Here is a 23,345-nt window from a genome sequence, read left to right as displayed (position 1 = left end):
GAATTTTGTTGTACCTTTGCGGGCAGAAATTTCTTAACGGGACAGCGTTTTGAAGAAAAACAATTTATGGTAAAGAAGTGGTATTTTTATACAAGTTTAGCTATTATTATAGCCTTTTTAAGTTCAGGTTTTAAACCTCTTAAGATTGAAGCAAATCAATGGTTTCTAATAAAAAACACAGATGGGATAAGATACTTATTTCCATCAATACAGCAGGAGGATTACACCAATTTGAATATTCCCTTCACAGGAAATTTATTTATTGGTTTCAAAGAGGCACTAGGATATAGAGAATCTGAAAACAAATACAAAAAAATCAATTCCCTCGGTTATTTAGGGAAATACCAGTTTGGTAACTCAACTTTAAAATCTGTCGGAATATACGATACTTCTTTATTCCTTCGTAGTCCTAAGATGCAAGAGAGAGCCTTTGTGGCCCTTTTATCAAAAAATAAATGGATATTGCAGGATATCATCAAGAAATACGATGGTAAGGTGGTAAGTGGAATTTTGGTTACAGAATCCGGAATTTTAGCAGCAGCGCATCTTGGTGGTGCAGGTTCTGTAAAGAGATACTTCAAAAATAATGGAAAAAAATATATCAAGGATGCATACGGTACTTCTATACGAAGTTATATGGAAGCATTTGGAGGATATGATACTTCATTAATAGTTGCAAATGTAAATGCAGTTGCGAGCTTGAATTAACTTATAAGACGATATAAAAAAGAGGCAGCAAAAAAAAAATTTTTGACTGCCTCTTTTTTATGATTTGTTTTTATCGGACTTTTAAAATGTCCCCGTTTGGACGAACGGTCAGTCTGAGCTTTTCTTTTCCTTTTTTGATTTTAAGGTTATACTGTTTTTTCAAGATATCACCGTCTTCTTGAGTGTATAAGTACTTGTCGTTAACTATAGTGTAATCAGGATATGTTCTGTAAATGGAAAAAATCACTTCGTTAGGCAATCGTACATTTTTATAATTCTCCACGACGCGAATTAATTTCCCTTTTCCATTATATGTTGCTGAGAGCGAACCGTTTTTGGTTTGCATGATTAATAGATAACTTTCGGCGCCTTCATAGTCCGTACCAATATCGTAAGCGATAAATTTTTCCTCTAATCTTCTGACATCTTTGTCAGGATTATTATCGGGGATATAGACTGAAAAATCAGCGCCAATTCGTTTAATTACGACAGCGGGTAATTCTTCTACCTTCATAAGGCCTTCTTCTCTATTCTGTTTCGTCTGTTTGTCCTGAGAATAAGACGAAGTGGCCAAGCCTAAAAACAACAAAGTAATAATAAATGATTTCATAATATTTCGTTTTAAATTAATATGGGTATTGTGTAGTTAATATTCGTAATTAAAATATGATAATTTTTAAATTAAAATTTAAAGTGTTGAAAATCAAATAATTAAATATTTATTCGTATCTGTAAGTTTACTTAAGATAAATCCTTCTTATATAAAGTTAGTACTTTTTGCGTCTTTATTATGTTAATGTAATCTATATATTTTGTTAATCTAATTAAGTTTTAACCATATTATTTTAATACGAAGATTCGTTTATTCGTTAATTATAAAATAAATGTATAGGCACACTTTTAAAGAACTTCCAACAATAATGATAAGTGATTCTCGTCGTAATTTCAAAAGACTTTTATTTATGCGCAAAAAAAAGCTGCCCAAATTATTGGGCAGCTAAGAGTAAACTCGTTTTTGTGGTACTTATCTTTCAGCAAGAATTTCACCGTCGGCGTGAACCGTTAATTTATGGGTATCTTTTCCATTTTTAATTTTTAAATTGTATTGTTTTTTTTCGATGTCCCCTTCTTTTTGGGAATATAAATACTTGTCTTTTACAATTTCCCATCCAGGATAAGCTTTATATACAGAGTAGATTACAGGAGCGGGTAACTTAACATCCTTATATTCTTCGACAACACGTATTAATTTTCCGTTTTCATTATAAGTGGCAGCCAAAGACCCTCCTTTTATTTCCATATAGACTAGGTATGTTTCATAGCCTTCATAGTTTTTTCCAAGATCGTAAGCGATGAAATTGTCTTCTAGTTTTCTGACTTTTGGGTCAGAATTCATGTCGGGGAGATACACTGAAAAGTCATCTCCGACACTTTTAATTACGACAGCAGGTAAATCTTCCACTTTCATAATTCCTTCTTTCATGACCTTCTCTTGCGAATAAGAAGAAACGGTCATACCTAAAAATAATAAAGTAATAATAAATGTTTTCATGATAGTTAGTTTTAAATTAATATCTAGTTTCGGTTAAATAGTTAAAATTTAAGGACTTCTTTTATTTTTTAATATAAAGTTAATAGTCTGTATATTAGCAATTTAAAGTAAATTTAGCCATTTTATTGTATACTAGGTGTTAATGGTTTCTTTATGGCATGTTAATAAATGAGAATAACATGCTTTTTTTTTATTAAGAAAAATTACTGACACGAAAAAAAGTGAGAATTAAAAAAATGGATTTTTTAGGGAGGCCTACGGTTTGTGACGTAGTGATCGTGTCAATGTGGTGAAATCTGATTTTTCAAAAAAAAAACTGCCCCGTGTTAATTGGGCAGTTAAAAGTAATTCTATTTTATTATCATTCATTTATAATTTCACCATCAGGGTGAACTGTTAATTTTTGGCTTTTCTTTCCTTTTTTAATTTTTAAATTATACTGTTTTTTTAAGATGTCTCCTTCTTTTTGAGAATATAGATACTTATCATTTACGATTTTCCATCCAGGGAATTTTTTGTAAATTTCATAGATTACTTTACTGGGTAAAACTACATTCTTATAATTTTCGACTACAGTAATTAATTTCCCGTTTTCATTATAGGTGGCGGACAAAGAACCCCCTTTTATTTCCATATACACTAGATACGTTTCGTAACCTTCATAGTTTTTTCCTAAATCGTAGGCGATGAAATTATCTTCTAAGGCTCTAACTTTAGGATCTGCATTTCTGTCGGGCAGATATACCGAAAAGTCATCGCCAGCACTCTTGATTACTACAGCTGGCAAATTTTCCATATTCATGCTACCGCCATTTTTTGCTTGTGAGTATGACAGGGCTGTTAATCCAAAAAATAATATTAATACATTTATATACGCTTTCATGATAGTTGATTTTAAATTAGTGATGACTTAAGTTAGAATAAATTTGAAGGCTTATAATTTACTTCCCCTTTTCATTTTTTAATTTAGTCTAAATTCTTTTTTAAAAAATAATAGTTGCGTTTTGCAGCTTTATAAATGAAATTGTAATTAGTATAAATCTACACTTTATAACTGTTATCAACTGAAAATAAGGTATTTATGTTTTGTTAATTAACGATTTATTTGTAATACTTGTAATATTTGTTATTATTTTTCTTTATTCATCACTTAAATTAATTATTCATTTTTATGGGATAGTGGGTCTAATGTTTATTTTCTTCTATAATGGTTTTTTTGTATCGTTATTTCCGCATTGCGTAATGAGTTTAAATAGAAAAACACCAACTTTTGTTTGGTGTTTTTCTATTTGTTTAAGGACTCGAATTATTGATTACTCTCCGATAAGGATTTCTAATATCTTTATAGCGGCATCGCTAATTTTGGTCCCAGGACCAAAAACGGCAACCGCTCCGGCATCAAACAAGAATTGATAATCCTGTGACGGAATTACTCCTCCCACAACGACCATAATGTCCTCTCGACCGTATTTTTTTAGTTCTTCAATCACTTGAGGTACTAAGGTTTTATGTCCTGCGGCCAACGAAGAAACACCAAGAATATGAACATCATTTTCTATGGCCTGTTTCGCTGCTTCGGCTGGAGTTTGAAATAAAGGACCAATATCCACGTCAAAGCCTACATCTGCATATCCCGTGGCAACCACTTTTGCTCCACGATCATGGCCGTCTTGCCCCATTTTTGCGATCATGATTCTAGGGCGACGACCTTCCTGTTTTGCAAAGGCATCGGCTATTTGTTTGGCCTTCTCAAAGCTTTTGTCGTCTTTTATTTCTTTACTATATACACCACTAAAGGATTTAATTTGGGCTTTATATCTTCCAAAAACCGTTTCTAAGGCGTCGCTGATTTCGCCGAGTGTAGTTCGGTTTCTTGCAGCGTCCACGGCTATTTCTAGTAAGTTTCCCTTTCCGGTCTTTGCGCAATCGATCAGTTTCTGCAATAATTCCTGTACTTTTTCGGTATCTCTGCTTGCTTTGATGCGATCTAATTGTTCTAATTGTTGTTTGCGCACCATTTGATTGTCCACATCGAGAATGACTAAAGGATCTTCTTTTTCGAGTCGGTATTGATTTACCCCTACAATAATATCTTGTCCGCTATCAATACGCGCTTGCTTTCGTGCAGCTGCTTCTTCAATTCTAAGTTTTGGGATTCCTGCTTCGATAGCCTTAGTCATCCCGCCAAGCTCTTCTACTTCTTCAATGAGCTTCCAGGCATGTTCGGCAATTTCATGAGTCAGGCGTTCTACGTAATAACTTCCGGCCCAGGGGTCGACTGTTTTAGTGATTTTTGTTTCTTCTTGTAAATAAATCTGTGTGTTTCTCGCAATTCGAGCTGAAAAGTCAGTTGGTAAAGCGATGGCTTCGTCCAATGCATTGGTATGCAACGATTGCGTTCCTCCAAAAGCTGCCGCCGATGCTTCAATGCAAGTACGAGCTACATTATTAAAGGGGTCTTGTTCTGTTAAACTCCAGCCGCTGGTTTGGCAATGGGTTCTTAAAGCTAATGATTTATCATCTTTAGGATTAAACTGTTTTACAAGTTTAGCCCAGATCATTCTTCCGGCACGCATCTTGGCAATCTCCATAAAATGGTTCATCCCAATAGCCCAGAAAAAAGAAAGGCGCGGAGCGAACTCATCGATTTTCATTCCGGTTGATAGTCCTGTTCTAATGTATTCTAGCCCATCTGCCAGAGTGTAAGCTAATTCAATATCAGCGGTTGCACCTGCTTCTTGCATGTGATAACCAGAAATAGATATGGAATTGAATTTTGGCATTTTCTTGCTTGTATATTCAAAAATATCGGCAATGATTTTCATAGATGGTGCAGGGGGGTAGATATACGTATTACGCACCATAAACTCTTTTAGGATATCGTTTTGTATCGTTCCTGAAAGTTGCTCGGGCTTTACCCCTTGCTCTTCGGCAGCGACGATATAGAAAGCCATGATGGGCAACACAGCACCGTTCATCGTCATCGAAACTGACATTTCTGACAAGGGAATCTGATCGAACAATACTTTCATATCCTCTACAGAGTCAATGGCAACCCCGGCTTTTCCTACATCACCCACAACGCGTTCGTGATCTGAATCATAACCACGGTGTGTAGGTAAATCGAAAGCGATGGATAGTCCTTTTTGTCCTGCGGCCAGATTTCGTCTGTAAAAAGCATTACTTTCTTCTGCTGTTGAAAATCCGGCATATTGGCGAATTGTCCAGGGGCGACGCACATACATAGTGGTATAGGGTCCTCTTAAATAAGGAGCAAAACCGGCACCAAAATCAAGATGCTTGAGATTTTCAATGTCTTTTTTAGAATAGGTGGACTTGAGTTCAATGCCTTCAGCGGTAAAAAAGTCCGCAGTCGATGCATCTTGTTCGTGCAACGCCGGTTCTTCTTTTGACTTTTGACTATCTAATTGAATATGTTGGAGGTCATTTCTTATCATTTGTGACACTAATTTACACGTTATATTGACTGTTTACAGTTCGATGCTATTATTCTAAATCCAGACGTTCTTGTTCAACTTTTTCTGCCAATCGTTTTTCAATTATTGGAGTAATCAAGGTTTTTCTGGGCTTAACTTTTACAAAAGGAAATAATTCTAAATCCTGTTTCATCCTGTCGTCTTTGTTTGGGTATTTATTGGTTCCCAATAGGACTTCTTTTCCTGAGTCAAAAAGTTCCTGTTCTTTATCGGCACTTTCCTGGATTTTTCTTTTGATCACGCCTTCATTCAATTGTTTTAGAAAACCACCGTTGGCTTCGATATCTTTAAATAAAACCAATGCTTTTTCTGCTAATTGGGTGGTCAATGTTTCTATATAATAACTTCCGTCCGCGGGATTATTCACTTTGTCAAAATAGCTTTCGTTTTTCAGAACCAACAATTGATTTCTGGCGATTCTATCCCCAAATTCATTGTCTTTATGATACAATGAATCGTAAGGTAGATTAGCGATTGCATCTGCTCCTCCTATGATTGCCGACATACATTCGGTTGTAGTTCGCAACATGTTTACGTTATAATCGTAAAGGGTTTTATTCCGTTTTGTAGGAGAAACCAAAAGATGGCATTCTAAGTTATGGTTGTATTCTTTAGCGACTAAACTAAATAGTAATCGCAGGGCCCGTAGTTTTGCAATTTCAAAAAAATAATTGGTGCCCACGGCAACCTCGATAACTATCTGTTGACCGATAACCGGAATTCTATTGAAATATTCATTTACGTGCCCTAAGCTATAAGCAAGTTGCTGTACCATGTTTGCTCCCGCATTTTGATATAAAGCGGTATCAACGCTTATTATGGAACTATTTGGAATCGCAGTAGAAAGTAAGTTCAGCGAATCAAAATTGTTTTTGTCTTTAGTTGTAAACCAATTTCCATCTCGGGCTAGCTGTCCTATCGGATCTATGCTATAATAGGCAATGGCTTTTTTTTGGTGGATGATTGCATCAATTTTTTTAACGAAATCGATTGAGAAAAATTTAAAATTGAAGTAAAGGGCAACGTTTTCTAAAGGCAGTTTTTCCAAAAGCTTAGCGACGTCAATCGTATCGTTCTCTATGGTAAAACGAAGACTGTCTGCACCTCTTTCTAAGGTATCCAAGGCTCTTTCTACTGATTTTTCAATGTCGAAAACAAAGATGTTTTGACAAATTTTAAATTCGGATGCTTTAGTGTTTACGGGAGCTGCTTTTGTAAACTCATCTCTATGATAAAAAGGTTTAACCTTAATGTCTTCTGGCGAATTCCAGATTAAGGTTTCGTTGTAATCTGCTCCCTTGAGTTCAAACTGGATTTTTTGTTTCCATTGCTTGGAAGAAACAGGATCGAAATCGTCGAATAGATTAGTAGCCATTTTAATTTTGATTTTTAATAATTCAAGATTTATTATTTATTCTCTATGCTGTCACCTTCAAATTCTATGATGTAAATATCCTCGCTGTCCTTTTTCATGTAGTACTTTTCACGAGCATATTTTTCTATTTGTTCCGGGTTATTTAATTGCTTGATTTGGTCTTCGTCTTTTTTGATTTCTTGCTGGTAGTATTCTTTGTTGTCTTCCAGTTCATCGACCTGATTGTCTAAAACGCGATGGTCAAAATAGGAATAGTTATCAAGAAAAATCATCCAAGTTGAAAAAAACAACAACACCCATACATATTTATTGCTTAAAAATTTAAACCAAGGTTTGTCTTTATGCGGATTTGTCATGTTTTATTTATTTAGCCCCGAGTACAGTGAAAATTTAATAGTATTGACCTGGTTTGAAACAGAAAACGATTCCCGATCGCGATTGTTTCTTCAAATTGTCTTATGATAAAATTACAATAAAATTATAGAATTCTTTGATTTATTACGGCACGAACTACGTCAATAGCAACCGTATTGTATCTGTCATTGGGTATGATAATGTCTGCAAATGCTTTTGTAGGCTCTATGAACTGCTGGTGCATGGGCTTTAGAGTGTTTTGATATCGACTCAGAACTTCGTCCATATCGCGTCCCCGTTCTGCAATATCCCTTTTCATACGGCGAATCAGCCTTTCGTCAGAGTCGGCATGAACATATATTTTCACGTCAAACAAATCGCGTAACTCCGAATTTGCCAGTATTAAAATGCCTTCAACGATCATCACTTTTCTGGGATGGGTAGTGATCGTGTCTTCCGTTCTGTTGTGAGTGACAAAGGAATAGACGGGTTGCTGTATTGTTTTTTCTTCTCTAAGCTCTTTTAGATGGGCTACTAATAATTCAAAATCTATGGCTCGAGGATGATCAAAATTAAGTAAAGCACGCTCGTCAAAAGACAAGTTGTGGTTCTCTTTGTAATAAGAATCCTGTGAAATAATCCCTACTTCTGTTTCTGGCAATTCATTCATGATCTGATGAACTACGGTAGTCTTTCCGCTTCCTGTTCCGCCTGCAATTCCTATAATGAGCATAAGATAGTTTTGTTATATATTTGTGATGCAAAAATAGGAATTTAATCGGGAGTGGTTTTTGTTTTTTGTATAAAATATTAGGCTTTAAATTAGGGAGCTATTACGGCTATCCGTTGCAATTTTTTGCTCAGAAGAAGTTCTCCCAATGTGCTAAAAAGAGCTTCCTTTAGTCGCTTTTTGAGCTCAGTAAAAACACAGTTTTTGGCTGCAAGTCTTTTCACTGCTATCCGGGCTAATGAGCAATCAGCGGAATCAGCGGAAATCGGCAAAATTTAAATTTTAATAGGGAAGACGCGGTAGAGTTAAAAGCAAAGAGAGAGAACCAAACAAATAGTTCTCCCTCTTTAAAAAGAATTCAGATCTTACTTACTCTTTTTTGCTTTAATCAGTGTTTCCAGTTGATCCCAAAGTTCTTCGGGAATTGCTTCTAACATATTAAATTGTCCGGCGCCTTTCAACCATTCACCACCGTCAATAACCACGACTTCACCGTTTATATAAGCAGAGAAGTCAGAAACCATATACGCGGCTAAATTGGCCAGTTCCTGATGGTCTCCCACACGTTGTAGCGGCACTTTTTTTGCCATGTCAAATTTTTCGGCAAGATCACCGGGCATCAATCTGTCCCAAGCTCCTTTGGTAGGGAAAGGTCCAGGTGCAATGGCGTTCGTGCGTATTCCGTATTTTGCCCATTCTACAGCAAGACTTCGCGTCATTGCAAGAACGCCCGCTTTTGCAGTAGCACTTGGTACAACATAAGCCGAACCAGTCCATGCATAAGTGGTTACTATGTTTAAAACCGTTGAAGAAGTTTGTTTGCTGTCAATCCAATGTTTACCAAAAGCGAGTGTACAGTTTTTTGTTCCTTTTAAAACGATATCGATAACAGTGTCAAAGGCATTAGCTGACAAACGTTCTGTTGGGGAAATGAAGTTCCCCGCTGCATTATTCAACAAAATATCCACTTTTCCAAAAGCTTTTAATACGCTTTGCAGCATATTTTCCACCTCTTCGTAATGGCGTACGTCACATTGTATTGGCAAGCACGTTCCTCCGGTTGCTGTTTCGAGTTCTGAAGCAGTATTTTTTAGTTTTTCTAAGTCTCTGGAGGTAATTGCAACTTGTGCTCCTAATTCCAGGAAATACTGGGTCATTGCTTTTCCTAAACCGCTACCGCCACCGGTAACAACGATTACTTTTCCTTTTAACGCATCGTCGCGTAACATTTTATCTGTATAACTCATAGTGGTTTTTGTTTTTTGGTATTGTAAATATAAAAAAATTAAATAGTATGCATGCATATTAAAATCAAAAATTCATGGGGATTAGATTTTGCATAACCTTTTTGCGGCTTCTTCTAGAGTTGCATTGTCTTTTGCAAAACAAAAGCGGATTAAATGGAGGTCTTTTCTTTTTTCATAGAAAGTCGAAATGGGAATCGCAGCCACGCCATGTTCCGTGATTAGTCTTTCACAAAAAGCTACGTCATTTTCAGAAGAAATTGCAGCGTAGGAAGCCACCTGAAAATAAGTCCCTTCAGAAGGCAGGAGTTCAAACCGACTTGTTTTTAGCAGTTTTCTAAAATAATCCCTTTTTTCCTGATATAAACTTCCAATTCCTTCAACCGAAACTACATCCAGGTACTCGCTTATAGCTACTTGGCATAGGCTGTTGACGCTGAAAACCAAAAACTGATGTACTTTTTTGATTTCTTTCATTAAATGTTCCGGAGCTACGAGATAGCCTACTTTCCAGCCGGTGACATGAAATGATTTTCCAAACGAGGAAATCATCACGCAGCGGTTCAGCAGTTTGATACGTGTATGCGCCGAAATGTGTTTTTCTTCAAAAGTGATGTACTCATAGACTTCATCGGAGAGTACAATAATTTCTGGATATTTTTGTAATAAGGATTCTAAGGCTTCAAAGTCGGATTGGGTTAGAATTTTCCCGGTTGGATTATGCGGATTATTGATGATAATCATTTTAGTATTGGCCGTACAAGCTTTTTTGATGGCACTCCAATTGGGAGTGTAATCGTCGTTGAGCGAAACACGTACCGGCTTTGCACTGCATAATAGGATAGGGGCTTCATAGCAGTCGTAACTTGGATCCAGGATGATTACCTCGTCATCACGCTGCACCAAGGCTTGAATAGTCGTGAAAATTGCCTGTGTCGCACCTGCGGTTACCAGTATTTCGGTTGTTGGTAAAATAATTCTCCTATATGAACTCTTGACCAGAAGCGCTATGTTCGATAATAGAGGAGGGTAGCCCGACATAGGAAGGTATTGGTGCACATTCTCTTTGGCCAAGCGAATGACAATATCCGTTAAGACGCTATCAACAGGAAAATTTGGGAATCCCTGCGAAAGATTAATGGCGTCATGCTCTGCTGCCATTTTTGACATTACGGTAAAAATGCTCGTACCAATATTTGGAAGTTTTGACATAGCTTTCTTTTTAGTACTCTAAAAGTAAGCAAATGATTGGAGTTAGTACGCTGTTTATTAGAGATTCGAAGGTGTTGCGTAAAATAAAGAAAGACACTTCGTTTGGAGTGTCTTTCTTTATTAATCTTTATTTTTTTTCCAATGGCATATCTGAACTTCCCATGTCTCTGGTGCAAATGTATTTTCCGTCCTTCTTTTCAAATAGACTGATAAAATGGCCGCTGTTGGTTTTTGTATCTGTCGAGTCTTTTACCTGGTATCCTCCAATTTCCACTAACATATTTCCATCATTTGAAGCATGGATTTCTTGAGTTTCGAAGGCGATTTTTGAGCCTTTCGGGAAGGTGAGTAATTCATTTTTTATGGATTCATGAATTGCTTTTTTTCCTTCTAACGGCATTTTACCGTTTGAAAAACTAACGGCATCTTCCGCATAGTAATTTATTCCATCGGCGTTACTGTTATTGTAGGCTTCAGCAAAAGCATCTTCCATCGCTTGAATTTCAGTTTTGATTGCCTCTTTGTCTACCATTACTGCGGGAACTTCTTTCTTTTGATTGCAGGCTACTATCAAAGACATAATAACGACTACTAATCCTCCCTTAAAAATTCGGTTTTTCATAATTTTATTTTTTAAAATTTAACATAATTGATTAAGTTAAAGATTAAGGGCAAATAAAATTAAGTATAAAATATTGATTATCAATATTTAAAATAATTATTTTGAATTACGAGCTCTTAGTTTCCTGTGAGGCCTAAAATAAAATCATCCCAATCTTTATATAGCTGGAATGCAATTATTACTGAAAAAACAAGTGGGTAAAAAAACCTTTTATTAATTGGATTCTTTTTCATCATTATTCTTTAATTTATGGATGGGGGTATCATTTTTTGATGATAGTAGAACCGGAATCTCTTCCCTCATGATAGGACTTCATAAAGGAGTCTTTGGATTCTTTCCAATTGTAAATGCTTTCGAAAACAAATATAGCAACCATAGTCAGTAATACTCCGGTAAAGAATTTTGTAGCTGCTTTCGTTTTAAATAGTTTTAAGGATTTTGAAAAGGATATCATTCTGAGAACAGGTGTTCAATCTGTTTGTAATATAAAAATAATGCCTGTGCTAATTTGGAAACTCTTACTTAAAGTTATTATTTCCATCCAGAAAACCTTGTTGTGATTCATCCCAATTATAGATGATTTCAAAGACTAAAAAAGCAAACATTCCTAATACAAATATGATAGCGTCTCTTTTTTTTATTTTTATTCTTTTTATCTACCATATAAAAAAAATAGTATCATAGCTACAAAAATTACATTTTATGAATGATAAAAATGGTTGGACGTTTATGCAAGTCGATTGTTTCTTTTTTCCAAGCCGAAATCCTCTTGGTCTTGATGTATTCTGTTGGTAATGTGATGTCTGTGGCGATGCATAAATGGGTTTCCGGATGCAAAGTCTGTAATAAATCTTCTAGTAAGTTATTATTACGATACGGTGTTTCAATGAAAATTTGAGACTGATTTTTTTCGAAAGAAGTTCTTTCTAGACTTTTAAAACTAGCTCTTTTTTCATCTTTGTCAATAGGTAGATATCCGTGAAATGTAAAACTTTGCCCGTTCATTCCAGAAGCCATCATGGCCAAAAGTATGGAAGAAGGTCCTACTAACGGCACCACTTGTATGCCTTTTTCGTGTGCTAGTTTAACAATTACAGCGCCAGGATCTGCAACACCAGGACATCCTGCTTCACTCATCAGCCCCACGTTTTTACCTTCTAATAAAGGTTGGATGAAGTCTTGGTGTTCTTTCACTTCGGTACGTTTGTTTAGAACAAAAAGAATTAATTCAGATTGTTTTTTTTCAGGATGTACTTCTTTGATTGACTTACGAGCTGTTTTTTCATTCTCAACGATATAGTAATCAATGAAATCTATGGTTTTTTTTACGGTCTGCGGTAAAACATCCATCGGGTCACAATCTCCCATTGTTGTAGGGATTAAATATAGTTTTCCTAAAAGAGTAGCTGGTTTCATTGCGGGTGCGTTTATGTTTTTAATCTATGTTATTTGCAAAAATACAGGATTAAATAGAAAATCAAACCTTCATGCGAGGGTAAAAATCCTAAGAATGTTGGTTTAAGCGTGCTTGGTTATTAATTTGTCGGCTATGATATCGCAAACTTCATCCAGCATAGCGTAGACAATTTCAAATCCGTTTGTCATTCCGAAATAAGGATCTGGAACATCTACATTTTCGTTGGGATACAATTCATTTAAGATGATTTGTACTTTGTTTTTATGAGTTGGGTTTTCTGAAAGATTGATCACATTTGTGTAATTGGATTGGTCCATTACATAGATATAGTCGTAGATCTCAAAATCAGCTGCGTTGAATTGACGTCCTCTTTGTCGGGATATATCAAGGTTATGATTTTTTGCCGCAGCTATCGAACGTGCATCAGGAGCATGACCGATATGCCAATCTCCTGTTCCTGCAGAATCTACAGTGAATTTAGTTACGGGAAGTTTAGAGGCTAAAATCGCTTCGGCTAGAGGTGATCGACAAATATTTCCTAAACAAACCATTAAAATTTTTACGGACATAATTCGTTTACAGCGTTAGTTTTTTATGGATATCTTCAACAAATTTCTTGAATTGTTTGTCAGTGGCTACTAGATTGTCAACCGTTTTGCAAGCGTGTAATACAGTAGCATGATCACGATCTCCTATTTGGTGTCCAATATTTGCCAAAGAAGCTTTTGTGAATTTCTTTGCAAAAAACATAGCCAACTGTCGTGCTTGTACGACATGTCTTTTTCTTGTTTTCGACTGTAATGTTTCTAAATCCAATTGGAAATAATCGGAAACTGTTTTTTGAATATAATCGATAGAAATTTCGCGTTTGACATTTTTCACAAATTTTTCAACGACGCTTTTTGCCAATTCGATTGTCACTTCTTTTTTGTTGAAAGAAGATTGAGCGATTAGGGAGATTATGGCTCCTTCAAGTTCTCTAACGTTCGATTTGATATTGCGGGCTACATATTCTATGATTTCTTCTGGAATTTCGACACCATCGCGATACAGGATGTTTTTCAAGATAGAAATTCTTGTTTCGTAATCCGGTTGGTGTAATTCTGCCGAGAGTCCCCATTTGAATCGGGATAATAGACGTTGCTCAATATCTTGCATGTCAACGGGTGCCTTATCAGAGGTAAGAATGACTTGTTTTCCGTTTTGATGTAAGTAATTGAAGATGTGGAAAAACACATCCTGAGTTCCAGATTTACCGGACAGGAATTGTACATCGTCAATGATTAAAACATCGATAAGCTGATAGAAATGAATAAAATCATTTCGGTTGTTTTTCTTTACCGAATCAATATATTGTTGGGTGAAAATTTCAGCTGAAATGTATAAAACTGTTTTTTCGGGATATTTATCTTTAATTTCTACACCTATTGCATGTGCTAAGTGTGTTTTACCTAATCCTACACCACCGAAAATCAATAAGGGGTTGAATGAAGTTCCACCTGGCTTGTTAGCAACAGCCATACCTGCTGAACGAGCCAGCCTGTTTGAATCTCCTTCAAGAAAGTTGTCAAAACTATAATTCGCATTCAGTTGTGATTCAATTTTTAAATTTCTGATTCCAGGGATTACAAAAGGATTTTTTAATTCCGGATCCAGATTTTTATAAGGAGCATCGATATTTTGCGATTTCATGGGTGCGCGATTTGAACTTGGCAATTGTTCCGTAAAAGGTTGTTTGTTGCCGTAAGTGTTTTCCATCTTAATTTTGTAAAGTAGCTTTGCATTTTTGCCTAGTTCTTTAGTTAAGGCTACTTTTAATAATTTTACATAATGTTCTTCTAACCATTCGTAGAAAAATTTACTTGGTACCTGAATGTATAATGCGTTATCGGTAAGTTCAACTGATTTAATAGGTTCGAACCAAGTTTTGAATGCTTGATCCTGAATGTTGTCTTTTATAAAAGACAAACAGTTTTCCCATACTGATTGAGCAGTTTTGTTCATAAATTCTGTGTAAATTATTTTGTTTAGTAATCGTTGTCTTATTAAATAATGGTTTAAAAGTCATTATTTTCCGGGGTAACAAATATGTGAACAAATTTCTATAAAAAAAAATATTTAGTTGTTGATTATGTAGTAATATTGTTGTAAGTAGTATATAGGAGATGAAATTATAATAAAAAAATAAACAATATAGTATGAAAGATTATGAGTATAATGTGCGGGTAAGGTATTCTGAAACGGATCAGATGGGGGTTGTTTATCATGGAAATTATGCCCAATATTTTGAGATGGGACGCGTGGAATGGCTTAGAAACATTGGGATTTCGTACAAACGGATGGAGGAAGATGGAATTATGCTTCCGGTAGTTTCCTTGAACATAAATTATAAAAAGCCAGCCCGTTATGATAACTTGCTACGGGTGAAAACTATTTTTAAAAGTCAGACGACTGTTAAGATTGAGTTTGACTATGAAATTTATAATGAAGAGGATGAGTTGTTAACAATTGGCAAGTCAATTTTGGTTTTTGTGAACATTAAAACAGGCCGTCCGACGGTTCCGCCTGAGTATGTAACGGAGAAGTTATTGCGGATTTAAAAATATTGGGATTTAAAAATAATTATTCCTTAATTTTAATTTCTATCTCGAATATAGAATTGAAGATGTCGAAAATCATTTCGGCATTTTTTTTTCGCGTTTTAACCTCGATTTTACCAATAGGTAATCCTGTTTCTTCATTCATTTCCATCTCCTGAGTTACAATCTCGAGCTTTTTTTCTTTAATTACTCGCATGACTTTGTTCATGTTTTTATAATCAAATGAAACCTGATAATGAATATCTATCGTTTTTTCGATAATTTCACAACTTTCAATCGTGAGTTGTGCTGTGGTTTTATAAGCGGAAATCAATCCGCCAACACCTAATTTAACACCTCCAAAAACCCGAGCGACTACTATAAGAGTGTTTGTAAGAGAAAAGGACTGTATTTGACCGTAAATAGGCATTCCTGCGCTATTGCTTGGTTCTCCGTCATCATTCGCACGGTAAGAAAGGTTATCTGTTCCTATTTGGTAGGCATAACAAAAATGACCTGCATGTGGATGCTTTTTCCTTAAAACGTCAATAATGTCTTTTACTTCGTCTTCTGATTGAATCGGATAGGCAGAGCCAAAAAATTTACTGTTCTTTTCTTTATGTAGTATTTCTTCCGACGTAAATTCGATGGTATTGTATGTGTCTTTAACTTCCAAAAGGGTTTTCTAAATTATGTTTTTATTGAATAAGTCCACTACGTCTTCTTTGCCTACCTGTAAATTCCATACTTCAAAACCTAATGATAGCGCAGCGTCTGTGTTTTCCTTTCTATCATCGATAAATAAAGTCCGTTTTGCCTGCAAATCATGTTCGTTTAAAACGTAGTTGTAAATTCCAAGATTTGGTTTTCTCATTGCTATTTCAAACGAAAAATAAACTTTTTCAAAGCACTTGTAAAAATCACCGTAGAAAGAGGCACCATTATTTTGTTCGAATGTTTCGATATGTATAGCATCAGTGTTGCTGAGTAAAAACAAGCGGTACTTTTTAGATAGCATTTGTAGAAATTCTAATCGATATAAAGGGAAATCTAGTAAAATGGCATTCCATGCTTTTAAAATCTCCTCTTTACTAGCATTCGGAATGTGTTTTTGAATCCCTTCAATAAAATTATTTCGGGTGATTTGACCAGTTTCAAATTGAATATTTAGCTGGTTTAAATCGTCATTCCAATCCGTAAGCCCTAAATTTCGTAATCCGTCAACAGTGGCTTGTTTGTCTAGATTAATAAAGACATCCCCAAAATCAAAAATAATTGCATTAATCATGGTTTCTGGATATTATAAGTTCATCTTGACCGATTGCATATTTTTCCAAATAAGACCAGTTTAGTTTTGGAGCCTTCGTACCTTCTATAAGATGGATATTTCCTTTAAAAATTCGTGCTTCATCCCAGAGATTTGCATCAATGAAAGTCTGCAATGTTTGCTGGCCTCCTTCTATAATTACCGATTGAATTTGATGTTTATACATCGCATCAGTCACTTGGCTTGCCATATTTTTTTCAAAATCAACAATTTCAAAGATAAGGTTTTCTTTTATGGCATTCGTTTTTGTTTTTGAAAAAACAATTGTTTTCACTTGATTATCAAACACATGAGTGTTTTCTGCTATGCGATTGTTTTGATCCAAAACGATTCTGGTAGGATTATTTCCCGTCCAATCTCTCACGTCTAATTTTGGATTATCATCAATTACTGTTTGTGTTCCCACAAGAATAGCCTGTTCTTCACTTCTCCATTTATGAACCAATTGCCTTGAATAGCTGTTTGTGATCCAAACTGGTTTTTGTTCTGACTTTACTTTTGGGGCAATGAAGCCGTCTTGGCTTTCTGCCCACTTCAAAATCACGTAGGGTCTTTTCTGTTGATGAAAAGTAAAAAATCGTTTGTTCAGCCCGTGGCATTCGTTTTCAAGAATACCGACCGTTACGTTTATTCCGGCTTCGATTAATTTTTTTATTCCGTTGCCCGCCACTTTTATATTAGGGTCGATCGTTCCTATAACTACCTGTGGAATTTCATTTTTTATGATTAAATCAGAACAGGGAGGTGTTTTTCCAAAATGACTGCAGGGTTCTAAGCTTACATAAATGGTAGCTTTTTTTAATAGAGATTTGTCTTTTACCGAATTGATTGCATTTACTTCGGCATGGGGTTCCCCCGCTTTTTTATGCCAGCCTTCTCCTATGATTGTGTCTTTATAAACAATTACACTGCCCACCATCGGATTTGGATAGGTTGTTCCTAAGCCGTTTTTGGCTAATTGGATGCATCGCTCTATGTATTTTTCATGTATTTTCACGATGCAAAAGTAGTTGTTTTTGGGGTTAGCATAGAATCTTTGGCATTAGTTTTGAAACTTTTGAAAATAACAACAAACAATTTCTATTTTTGTCTTTTTATAAACAAGTAGTTACATAGAATGGAAAATAGGATTATTAGAAAAATCGAAAAAAGGGATAATGCAGCCGTTGCCCAGTTAATAAGAGCGGTGTTTGATGAATTGAATATCCCAAAAGTAGGAACTGCCTATGCAGACCCTTATTTAGATTTAATGTTTGAGGAATATAACAAGCCCAAATCGGTTTATTATGTTGTTGAAAGTAACGGAAAAATTGTAGGTTCGGCAGGAATCGCTCCACTTGAAAATGAAGCTGAAACCATTTGTGAATTGCAGAAAATGTATTTTTTACCGGAAACACGTGGTCTGGGGATAGGCAGTCAAGTAATGGCTGTTTGTTTACAAAGCGCGAAAGACTTTGGTTTCGAAAATTGTTATCTGGAAACGATGCCTTTTATGCATGATGCCCAAAAATTATACAAAAAAGTAGGTTTTGAATACATCGATGCTCCAATGGGTAGCACGGGACATGTGTCTTGTCCGGTTTGGATGTTGAAGAAATTATAAGTTATGAATTATGAGTTTTTCATTCATAAAGCAATAAAAACACAATGAAAATTAAAGAATACAGAAGCCAATTTATTCAAGAACTACTTTCGACTTATGATGAAGGCGAAGCAGAGAGTTTTTTTTACCTGATACTGGAGGATAAGCATCAGTTAAAAAGAATTGATTTGGTTTTGGATCCCGAGTTGGTTTTTTTGGAAGATGAAATGGCTCTTTGGAACTCCATCTTGGAACAACTGAAGCTGGAGATTCCTATTCAATACTTGTTAGGGAGAACTAGTTTTTATGGTTTGGATTTTGAGGTAAACGAAAATGTATTAATTCCGAGACCCGAGACTGAAGAATTAGTGGAATGGATTATTCAAAGTTCGAGGAGCGAAGTAGGAAATAAGAAGTTGAAGGTATTGGATATTGGAACTGGAAGTGGTTGTATAGCTATTTCATTGGCTAAAAACATTCCGAATGCTGAAGTTTATGCGATTGATGTTTCTGAAAAAGCATTGGCTACAGCCAAAAGAAATGCGACTCTAAACCAAGTGAATGTTACCTTCATCATTCAGAATATTTTGGAAACCGAGGATTTAAATCAGCAATTTGATATCATTATTTCTAATCCTCCTTATGTTCGGAATTTAGAGAAACAGGAAATCAAAAAAAATGTTCTGGAAAATGAGCCCCATTTGGCTCTTTTTGTGGAAGATGATGATGCCTTAATTTTTTACAAAAAAATTGCAGCATTAGCGCAGAAAAATCTTTTGGACAACGGGCAGCTATTCTTTGAAATAAATCAATATTTAGGGAAAGACATGTTTGAGTTGCTTGAAAAGTTGAAATTTAAAGGCATTGAATTGCGAAAAGATATTTATGGGAATGATAGGATGATGCGAGGGGCGATTTAATATTTTTAACAACTATTTTGGAAACTTATAAAGCTGCCTTTTTTTTCTCTAGGGTTATAATATTCTATTTTCGTTTTCTGCTTTTTTATCTAAATAATTACCTATTAAAAACCCAATTGGCACAGCAATTATAAGTCTTAATCCTATTTTTTCAATTGCTGTAGCAGACGGCAAACCCAATCTTAGTCCTAAAGGTAATCCCAACAGCATATAACGATTCTTGAATTTTCCTTCTTCAATAAGATTAAATTTTTCCTCTACATAGGTTTGTAAATTTGATATTTCATTAATAACGTATTCTACTTTTACTTTAGTTCTTCGTTTTTATCAATAGTTCCGTTCTCAAATTTTATAAGCAAACTATTTAAATACTGATAATTTACTTTTTCTGAATTGAAAATTTTTCAGTTTTATTTCTCAAAACTTCTTTTATTTTTTTGCTCAACTTTCATTACAACTGATTTTTACTAAACTGACGCAGAACTTCAGAATCACTCGTATCGTAACGCTTCGATAGGGTCTAGATAAGCGGCTCTAATTGCAGGGTACAATCCGGAAACAATCGCTACCATGAAACTGGTTAAAAAAGCAGCCAGGATAGCTATCCAGGGAATTACAAACTCAAAGCTTAAGGCAGTCGCGATTGCGTAACCTATTAATATCCCTAAAATTATTCCAACGATTCCGCCGAGTTGACCAATGAGTAAAGTCTCTATAAAAAATTGAATGGCGACGGTGGACCTTTTGGCTCCCAATGCTTTTCTGATCCCTATTTCCCGAGTCCTTTCAGTAACAGAAACAATCATAATATTCATCAAGGCAATAGAAGATCCTAGAACGGTTATAATTCCTATCAGCCACGAAGCTAAACCAAGGTATTTCGTGATACCTAGGATTCTATTGATGAGGTCGTCACTGCGTACAATTCCGAAATTATTGTCTCTTACAGGGCTTAATTTTCGAACATTACGCATGGTAATGATGGCGTGGTCTAAGGCTTGGTCCAATAATTCTTTATTGGAAACCATGACACTCATCGTGTAATTAATATTTGGTGCCGTAAACAAGGACCGGGCGACTTGTATTGGAATTAAAACTCTTAAATCTTGTTTATTGCCAAAAGTGGAGCCTTTCTCTTTCAGGATACCAATGACTTTGAACCGGGCACCGCGTATCGATATTGTCTTGTCAATAGGGTTGATATCTTTAAGCAGTCCTTTACCAAAATCAGAGCCTACTACGCAAACATAGTTGTTGTTGTCAATATCAAAACCTGTAAAATTTCTTCCTAGGCTTGTTTCTAAACCGGAGTTAGTCAGGAAATATTCGTCAACGCCAACAACGGTAATTTCAGGGTCTGTTTTCGTGGCTTCATATTTTACCTCTGCAGTAGAAGTTGCAGTAAACGATAGGGAAGTTTCCGTGAAGGGATAGTCGTATTTGTTTTTAAAATCGACTGCTTCGGGGTACGAAATAATAGGATTTATAATTTTTCGTTCCTCTCCTCGTCTTTGTGTTACGTTTTCGTATTGATTTACGTTAAAAGTATTGGCTCCCATCGACGCAAAATCGGCGGATAGGGTGTTTTCTAGAGCAGAAACCACAGTCAGGATACCTACTAAGGCTGTAATTCCTATAGCGATAATTAATACGGTGAGAGAGGTACGTAATATTTGGGTTCTGATTGAGCCGTAAGCAATTCGTACGTTTTCTTTGAATAAATTTAACATCATGGTAGTTTGACACGAAAATACAATTTTTGTTACAAGTTTGTTTTGGAAGGAGTATTATTTATTTTAAAAATAAGATATTTGCAACTTGAATTTACGAATTAGGAATTTACGAATTGGCATTTTTTTGTCAATCAATCGAATCCTGAATCCTAAATAGTAAAACTTAAATTAAAAATAATGGCATCAAAACCGAGTATCCCTAAAGGAACAAGAGATTTTTCACCTGCTGAGGTGGCAAAACGTCAATATATCATCCAAATCATTAAAAATAATTTCGAGAAATTCGGTTTTCAACCGATAGAAACGCCTTCGTTTGAAAATTCAGAGACCTTAATGGGGAAATATGGAGAAGAAGGAGACCGTCTGATTTTTAAAATTTTGAATTCTGGAGATTATTTAGCTAAAGCCAATGTGGCGTATTTGGATGATAAGGACAGTACGAAGTTGACATCGAGTATTTCAGAAAAAGCATTGCGTTATGACTTGACTGTTCCGTTTGCCCGATACGTGGTACAACATCAGAACGATATCGAATTCCCATTTAAAAGATATCAAATCCAACCGGTTTGGCGTGCAGACAGACCTCAAAAAGGACGATTTAGAGAGTTTTTTCAATGTGACGCCGATGTAGTTGGGTCAAAGTCTTTGTGGCAGGAAGTGGAATTAGTACAGCTTTATGACACTGTTTTTACGGAATTGGGTTTGAAAGGGGTGACCATCAAAATTAATAATAGAAAAATATTATCTGGAATTGCTGAAGTAATAGGGGCTTCCGATAAATTAATTGACTTTACCGTTGCGCTTGATAAATTGGACAAGATAGGTGAGGACGGTGTAAAAAAAGAAATGATAGAGAAGGGAATTGGGGCGGAAGCGATAGAAAAGGTCCAGCCTCTTTTCAATTTCACCGGAACCATTACAGAGAAAATCGAAAAATTAGGACTTCTTTTAGCCTCTTCGGAAGAAGGAATGAAAGGGGTTGAAGAATTACGCTTCATCTGTGAAAATGTAACGAAATTGGGGTTGTCATCGGCAATATTAGATCTTGATGTTACCCTTGCGCGTGGATTGAATTATTATACCGGGGCAATATTTGAAGTGGGACCTCCTAGAGAAGTGGCTATGGGTTCCATCGGTGGAGGTGGCAGATATGATGATTTGACCGGGATTTTCGGATTGAAAAATATGAGCGGAGTTGGGATTTCTTTTGGATTGGACCGCATCTATTTGGTTGTGGAAGAATTGAACCTTTTTCCAGAAACCGTTACCGCAACATCAAAAGGGTTATTTATTAATTACGGAGATGCAGAAGCGTTTTATGCCTTACAGGCAATTCAAAAGTTAAGAGCAGCAGGCATAAAAGTGGAATTGTATCCTGATAACGCAAAAATGGCAAAGCAGTTTCAACATGCTGATAAGCGAAATATTCCTTTTGCCGTAATAGTAGGGGAACAGGAAATAGCTTTAAATTCTTTTTCACTGAAGAACTTAGTCAGCGGAGAGCAGGTTTCACTTGATTTTGAAGGTTTAAAAAAGGCGTTATTGTAAATTGTAACTTAAATTTTACGCATAAAAAAAAGCTTTGTTAATTAACAAAGCTTTTTTTAATATAAGGTATTCACGAATTAATAATTATTTAGAAACCAACCTTAAATTTGTTTTTGATAGATTGAAAATTTAATCTAGATTAGAACGAGTAACAAACTTATAGAAACTAGAGCGTAATATTCTTAAAATTTTACTAAATTTTAAATTTATATAAACTTTAGTGTTCTACCTGATAAATAGTTGCCATTAAAAAAAAAGAATGACAATTTGACATTTAGTTAGATTTGGCAGTACTTTTGCAATTCAAAGAAAAGTGAAAAAAATGAAGTTTAAAGATATTTTTAAAAATAAAAGTAATATGACTACTGAAAATACAGAAATCGATAATGAGATGGATGATGTAACATTAGATAACAATGTGAATGAAGAGCAAGTTGTTGCTGATGAGTTAAGCGTTGAAGAGCAATTGACGCAAGATTTAGCGAAAGAAAAAGATAAATATTTACGATTATTTGCAGAGTTTGAAAATTATAAAAGACGAACTTCAAAAGAACGTTTAGAGTTGTATAAAACTGCAAATCAAGAGGTTCTTTTAGCTATGTTACCAGTTTTAGATGATTTTGACAGAGCAATGGTCGAAATGCTTAAATCTGATGACGAATTACTTTTGAAAGGAGTAGAGCTAATTCATGAAAAATTAAGAAACACCCTGGTTTCAAAGGGGTTAGAGCAAGTGGAAGTTAAGGCTGGCGATGCATTTGATGCAGATTTTGCTGAAGCAATAACTCAAATTCCCGCTCCTTCAGCTAAGATGAAAGGGAAAATTGTAGATGTTCTTGAAAAAGGATATAAATTGGGAGATAAAATTATTCGATTTCCTAAAGTGGTTATAGGGCAGTAATGCGGACAGGTGTAGACGCCATGAATTGGGTCTGTACATTCACA

General features: G+C 35.4%; 25 protein-coding genes. 6 read left to right on the top strand and 19 right to left on the bottom strand.

Annotation, left to right across the window (positions count from 1 at the left end; translation table 11 throughout):
- Window positions 1–66 precede the first annotated feature (66 nt).
- Complete coding sequence (locus CXF59_RS09225; protein WP_101137528.1) at window positions 67–708, top strand: peptidoglycan-binding protein LysM; 642 nt, start codon at window positions 67–69, stop codon at window positions 706–708.
- 70 nt (window positions 709–778) lie between these two features.
- Here the strand turns inward: CXF59_RS09225 and CXF59_RS09220 are convergent, their stop codons facing one another.
- The 14 genes from CXF59_RS09220 to dnaA all read right to left on the bottom strand — a co-directional run bounded on the left by CXF59_RS09220 (window position 779) and on the right by dnaA (window position 14,715).
- On the bottom strand, window positions 779–1,318 hold the full coding sequence (locus CXF59_RS09220) for a hypothetical protein (RefSeq protein ID WP_101137527.1): 540 nt from the start codon (window positions 1,316–1,318) through the stop codon (window positions 779–781).
- A gap of 414 nt (window positions 1,319–1,732) precedes the next feature.
- Window positions 1,733–2,260 (bottom strand): hypothetical protein, encoded by a 528-nt coding sequence (locus CXF59_RS09215; protein ID WP_101137526.1) that lies wholly within the window; start codon window positions 2,258–2,260, stop codon window positions 1,733–1,735.
- 361 nt (window positions 2,261–2,621) lie between these two features.
- Entirely contained in the window at window positions 2,622–3,143 is a 522-nt protein-coding gene (locus CXF59_RS09210) for a hypothetical protein (protein ID WP_101137525.1), read from the bottom strand.
- Between the two features lie 430 nt (window positions 3,144–3,573).
- Entirely contained in the window at window positions 3,574–5,718 is a 2,145-nt protein-coding gene (gene scpA / locus CXF59_RS09205) for a methylmalonyl-CoA mutase (RefSeq protein WP_198554669.1), read from the bottom strand.
- A 49-nt stretch (window positions 5,719–5,767) separates the two neighbouring features.
- The gene (locus CXF59_RS09200; RefSeq protein WP_101137524.1) at window positions 5,768–7,132 is read right to left on the bottom strand and encodes a methylmalonyl-CoA mutase subunit beta; all 1,365 of its coding nucleotides are present in this window, start codon (window positions 7,130–7,132) and stop codon (window positions 5,768–5,770) included.
- A gap of 32 nt (window positions 7,133–7,164) precedes the next feature.
- Window positions 7,165–7,488 carry a septum formation initiator family protein gene (locus CXF59_RS09195; RefSeq protein ID WP_101137523.1) on the bottom strand — a complete coding sequence of 108 codons (324 nt, stop codon included), beginning with the start codon at window positions 7,486–7,488 and terminating at the stop codon, window positions 7,165–7,167.
- Between the two features lie 122 nt (window positions 7,489–7,610).
- Window positions 7,611–8,219 carry a uridine kinase gene (gene udk, locus CXF59_RS09190; RefSeq protein WP_101137522.1) on the bottom strand — a complete coding sequence of 203 codons (609 nt, stop codon included), beginning with the start codon at window positions 8,217–8,219 and terminating at the stop codon, window positions 7,611–7,613.
- A gap of 362 nt (window positions 8,220–8,581) precedes the next feature.
- Complete coding sequence (locus CXF59_RS09185; RefSeq protein ID WP_198554668.1) at window positions 8,582–9,463, bottom strand: SDR family oxidoreductase; 882 nt, start codon at window positions 9,461–9,463, stop codon at window positions 8,582–8,584.
- Between the two features lie 81 nt (window positions 9,464–9,544).
- Window positions 9,545–10,672: a methionine aminotransferase gene (locus CXF59_RS09180; protein WP_101137521.1), complete on the bottom strand. Its 1,128-nt coding sequence runs from the start codon at window positions 10,670–10,672 to the stop codon at window positions 9,545–9,547.
- A 127-nt stretch (window positions 10,673–10,799) separates the two neighbouring features.
- The gene (locus CXF59_RS09175) at window positions 10,800–11,294 is read right to left on the bottom strand and encodes a DUF4440 domain-containing protein (RefSeq protein ID WP_101137520.1); all 495 of its coding nucleotides are present in this window, start codon (window positions 11,292–11,294) and stop codon (window positions 10,800–10,802) included.
- Between the two features lie 262 nt (window positions 11,295–11,556).
- Window positions 11,557–11,748 (bottom strand): hypothetical protein, encoded by a 192-nt coding sequence (locus tag CXF59_RS09170; protein ID WP_101137519.1) that lies wholly within the window; start codon window positions 11,746–11,748, stop codon window positions 11,557–11,559.
- Window positions 11,749–11,987: 239 nt separating this feature from the next.
- Window positions 11,988–12,710, bottom strand: a complete 723-nt coding sequence (locus CXF59_RS09165; RefSeq protein WP_101137518.1) for an SAM-dependent methyltransferase — start codon at window positions 12,708–12,710, stop codon at window positions 11,988–11,990.
- 102 nt (window positions 12,711–12,812) lie between these two features.
- The gene (locus CXF59_RS09160; RefSeq protein ID WP_101137517.1) at window positions 12,813–13,280 is read right to left on the bottom strand and encodes a low molecular weight protein-tyrosine-phosphatase; all 468 of its coding nucleotides are present in this window, start codon (window positions 13,278–13,280) and stop codon (window positions 12,813–12,815) included.
- A 7-nt stretch (window positions 13,281–13,287) separates the two neighbouring features.
- The gene (gene dnaA, locus CXF59_RS09155) at window positions 13,288–14,715 is read right to left on the bottom strand and encodes a chromosomal replication initiator protein DnaA (protein WP_016989846.1); all 1,428 of its coding nucleotides are present in this window, start codon (window positions 14,713–14,715) and stop codon (window positions 13,288–13,290) included.
- A gap of 194 nt (window positions 14,716–14,909) precedes the next feature.
- Between dnaA and CXF59_RS09150 the strand changes: the two genes are divergently transcribed.
- Entirely contained in the window at window positions 14,910–15,311 is a 402-nt protein-coding gene (locus CXF59_RS09150) for a thioesterase family protein (RefSeq protein WP_101137516.1), read from the top strand.
- 22 nt (window positions 15,312–15,333) lie between these two features.
- Here CXF59_RS09150 and CXF59_RS09145 read toward each other — a convergent pair whose 3' ends face one another.
- From CXF59_RS09145 to ribD, 3 genes are read right to left on the bottom strand one after another with little or no spacing between them, the layout of a single operon-like run.
- Window positions 15,334–15,966 carry a YigZ family protein gene (locus tag CXF59_RS09145; RefSeq protein WP_101137515.1) on the bottom strand — a complete coding sequence of 211 codons (633 nt, stop codon included), beginning with the start codon at window positions 15,964–15,966 and terminating at the stop codon, window positions 15,334–15,336.
- A 9-nt stretch (window positions 15,967–15,975) separates the two neighbouring features.
- On the bottom strand, window positions 15,976–16,578 hold the full coding sequence (locus tag CXF59_RS09140) for an HAD family phosphatase (protein ID WP_101137514.1): 603 nt from the start codon (window positions 16,576–16,578) through the stop codon (window positions 15,976–15,978).
- Window positions 16,571–17,614 carry a bifunctional diaminohydroxyphosphoribosylaminopyrimidine deaminase/5-amino-6-(5-phosphoribosylamino)uracil reductase RibD gene (ribD, locus tag CXF59_RS09135; protein WP_101137513.1) on the bottom strand — a complete coding sequence of 348 codons (1,044 nt, stop codon included), beginning with the start codon at window positions 17,612–17,614 and terminating at the stop codon, window positions 16,571–16,573. Before ribD ends, CXF59_RS09140 begins: the two co-directional genes overlap by 8 nt.
- A gap of 120 nt (window positions 17,615–17,734) precedes the next feature.
- On the opposite strand from ribD, the gene CXF59_RS09130 reads away from it, so the two are divergent.
- Together CXF59_RS09130 and prmC are read left to right on the top strand one after the other, a co-directional pair.
- On the top strand, window positions 17,735–18,220 hold the full coding sequence (locus tag CXF59_RS09130) for a GNAT family N-acetyltransferase (protein ID WP_101137512.1): 486 nt from the start codon (window positions 17,735–17,737) through the stop codon (window positions 18,218–18,220).
- A gap of 44 nt (window positions 18,221–18,264) precedes the next feature.
- Window positions 18,265–19,119 (top strand): peptide chain release factor N(5)-glutamine methyltransferase, encoded by an 855-nt coding sequence (gene prmC / locus CXF59_RS09125; RefSeq protein WP_101137511.1) that lies wholly within the window; start codon window positions 18,265–18,267, stop codon window positions 19,117–19,119.
- Between the two features lie 54 nt (window positions 19,120–19,173).
- Here prmC and CXF59_RS14970 read toward each other — a convergent pair whose 3' ends face one another.
- Both CXF59_RS14970 and CXF59_RS09120 read right to left on the bottom strand, forming a co-directional pair.
- Window positions 19,174–19,329, bottom strand: coding sequence for a hypothetical protein (locus CXF59_RS14970; protein WP_157824555.1), 156 nt, complete (start codon window positions 19,327–19,329; stop codon window positions 19,174–19,176).
- A 281-nt stretch (window positions 19,330–19,610) separates the two neighbouring features.
- Window positions 19,611–20,852, bottom strand: coding sequence for an ABC transporter permease (locus CXF59_RS09120; protein ID WP_198554667.1), 1,242 nt, complete (start codon window positions 20,850–20,852; stop codon window positions 19,611–19,613).
- Between the two features lie 177 nt (window positions 20,853–21,029).
- Here CXF59_RS09120 and hisS point away from each other — a divergent pair, with 177 nt between their 5' ends.
- Both hisS and CXF59_RS09110 read left to right on the top strand, forming a co-directional pair.
- Complete coding sequence (gene hisS / locus CXF59_RS09115; RefSeq protein ID WP_101137509.1) at window positions 21,030–22,400, top strand: histidine--tRNA ligase; 1,371 nt, start codon at window positions 21,030–21,032, stop codon at window positions 22,398–22,400.
- Between the two features lie 322 nt (window positions 22,401–22,722).
- Complete coding sequence (locus tag CXF59_RS09110) at window positions 22,723–23,301, top strand: nucleotide exchange factor GrpE (RefSeq protein ID WP_101137508.1); 579 nt, start codon at window positions 22,723–22,725, stop codon at window positions 23,299–23,301.
- The last annotated feature ends 44 nt before the right edge of the window (window positions 23,302–23,345 follow it).

It is taken from the genome of Flavobacterium sp. ALD4 (assembly GCF_002836475.1).
GTDB lineage: Bacteria > Bacteroidota > Bacteroidia > Flavobacteriales > Flavobacteriaceae > Flavobacterium.
Note: the sequence above shows the minus strand (reverse complement) of the source record. Positions and strands in the feature narration are given on the sequence as shown.